2 protein-coding genes are annotated in these 2,793 nt (G+C 28.8%); both read right to left on the bottom strand.

The window, feature by feature from the left end; all coding sequences use genetic code 11:
* On the bottom strand, positions 1-572 hold a 572-nt coding region (locus tag Q0649_RS00575; protein ID WP_298836188.1), incomplete at its 3' end, for a glutamate--tRNA ligase family protein.
* A gap of 403 nt (positions 573-975) precedes the next feature.
* Complete coding sequence (locus tag Q0649_RS00570; protein ID WP_298836186.1) at positions 976-2,019, bottom strand: Gfo/Idh/MocA family protein; 1,044 nt, start codon at positions 2,017-2,019, stop codon at positions 976-978.
* Positions 2,020-2,793: the final 774 nt, after the last annotated feature.

The following is a 2,793-nucleotide window of genomic DNA, read 5'->3' as shown; positions in this document are numbered from 1 at the left end:
CGATAAATTACTGGATCTCTCATGTTTATATTAGGAGATGTCATATCAATTCTAGATCTTAAAACCTTTGCTCCATCAGGGAATTCACCTTTTCTCATACGATCAAATAAGTCTAGATTTTCTTCAATTGATCTATTTATATATGGGCTTTCTTTTCCAGGTTCTCTTAAAGTCCCTCTGTACTCTTTCATTTCCTCAGCAGTTAAATCACAAACATATGCTTTACCTTTTTTTATTAATAACACAGCACGCTTATACATTTCATCAAAATAATTTGATGCAAAGAATAAATTATCCCACTGGAATCCAAGCCATTTTACGTCTTCTTCTATAGACTTAACATACTCTTTATCCTCTTTAGCTGGGTTAGTATCATCAAAACGTAAGTTAGTCGTACCGTTAAATTCATGTGCTAATTGAAAGTTTAAAATAATTGATTTTGCATGACCAATATGTAAATATCCGTTTGGCTCCGGCGGAAAACGAGTGATTATTTTTTTATGTTTTCCTGTTTCTATATCTTCCATAACAATGTTTCTTATAAAATTTGATGAACTGGTCTTAGTTTCCATGTTTGGCACCTTCCTTTTAATCTAGCAAACTTGTAATATCCCCTACCGTAATCCAGATTACTCGATAATCCTCTTACTCGTAAGTTATACGGGTAAGAGGACTGTCGCATTAAGAAGACTTTCACATAACAATCTTACTCGTAAATTTAATAACAAGTAAGGTTGGATTAGAGTAAGCCAAATCACATGTAAGTTCAGTCGCTTGTAAGTTTTATGTATATCTACTAAATATATCACAAAAACAGATTTTTTCCTAGGATTTAAACGTATCATGGCATTAAATATTAAGTTTTTTAAATTATATTTATAGTCTTCCCATATTAACCAAATTATAGTTTATTTATATAAATATTAATTTAATTTCAAGTTTTAAACTCTTATTTAAATGTATATAGTAAAACTCTTATACCTCTCTCCCATATACCTTATCAATTACTCTCTGACATTTTAATGCATCATCAAAATCAGCAGCCATGCTTTCATATGAATTATCATAAATTTTATTTGCGAAGTTTATAAGAGACGCTGTATGGCAATTTTGAAAATATCCTAAAGAATTCCTTTTATCGACATAAAATTTTAATAGTTTATCCCCTGCTGCTACATTTTTTATATGTGTTGAATTACTTTCATAACTATATATTTCAATTTCATAAGGATTGTTAAAATTAATCTTTATACTGCCGTGACTTCCATAAACTACGTAATCATCCGTTTGTTCTCTTTCAGTAAATACTCTTGAAACCTCTAGACTTCCAATTACGCCATTTTCTAATGTAAATTCACAATTTGTAATTTCATCAACTTCTGATCTTTCTTTAAAGAATATTCTAGATTTTGCAGCTACACCTTCTATATCTCCCATAGTAAATTGTATCATGTCAATTAAATGAACACCTAAATCGAGTAGTGCCCCACCTCCGGAATTTTTTCCAGTTCTCCATGTATCCTTTTTATTTTCATTTAAATAACTATCATGATAAGTTCTCACTTTGAAATCTATAATTTTTCCTATTGTCTCTTTTTCAAGTTCTGCTTTTAGTAATGAAAGAGCTGGCATGAATCTATAAACTAGAGCTACAGAATTTTTTATATTGTTTTCCTTAACAAGTCTTGCCATTTCTATCGCATCTTTAAGATTTGTGGCTAGTGGTTTTTCACAGTAAATAGCTTTACCGTATTTTACTGCCTTTACCACATTTTCAAAATGAACATTATTCGGTGTACATATGTCAATAAAATCAATCTCTTCATCCTTAAGTACATCCTCAATGTCTGTAACATTTATAACTCCACTAATAGGTGAAGTCATAGGCTCCCTAGTTACAATGTATTTTAAATTTAACTCATAAGGAAGTGAATACCTTAAGTTAGCATCATAAACTGCTAATGAATGTGTTTTTGCTATTCCACCAAATCCTATTATTGCAAAATTTATTTTTTTCATAAATTTATACCTCGCTTTCATATTAAATAAAGATTACCACTAAACATATTTATTTACTATAATTTTATATTAAATCTATAAGCATCTTTTCAAGTTCCGAGCAAATTTTCTTATTTTTTATCACTAAATATGCTTTTTCCCCCGGACTAATAATAGCTTTTTTAGTGTCTCCATGTTAAGTATCATAGGTTGTAATACTTTTATTGATCTTATTAACTTCATATCTACCTATAAACTCCCTATTTAACTTGTACTTTAATATACTATCTATAGCTAACGTATTCTACAAAATCATTTTTCTCTTTATTAAAGACTCCACCAGTGGCTATTACGTCCACATGATCCGTTTTTGATTGTCATTTAATAGATGGATGATTTTCTCGAACCACTCCTGTGCAACGATAGTATCCCACCTTACTCTATTAATAATTCATTAATCCTTACATAAACTTTCCTACCCCTAAAAATGTACATTGGAATACCTTATCTAACATTTTAAAAGGTATAAAAAAATATTTAAAAAAATTAAAAATATAATAAATGATAGATAAATATGTTATACTAATTACATACTGCATTTTATAATGTATAGAAAACATTTACAATATTTACATTATAGATTCAGTCACTGTAACTTTTACAATTGATTCTTATAAAAGCAGAATCTTCCTTATGTCTTAGATTTAAGGAAAACTATAGGTTATGAGTAAGCATTTTAATTTAGGAGGCTATATTAATGGAAAAAACAGTTAAAATATTAAATGAACAAGGGTT

It is taken from the genome of uncultured Clostridium sp. (genome assembly GCF_937920395.1).
Taxonomy (GTDB): domain Bacteria; phylum Bacillota; class Clostridia; order Clostridiales; family Clostridiaceae; genus Clostridium_AD.
This window is presented reverse-complemented; position numbering and strand designations above follow the sequence as displayed.

Coding starts and splice junctions, on each gene's coding strand:
- Q0649_RS00570 (WP_298836186.1), bottom strand. CDS start 2,019: ATGAAAAAAATAAATTTTGCAATAATAGGATTTGGTGGAATAGCAAAA.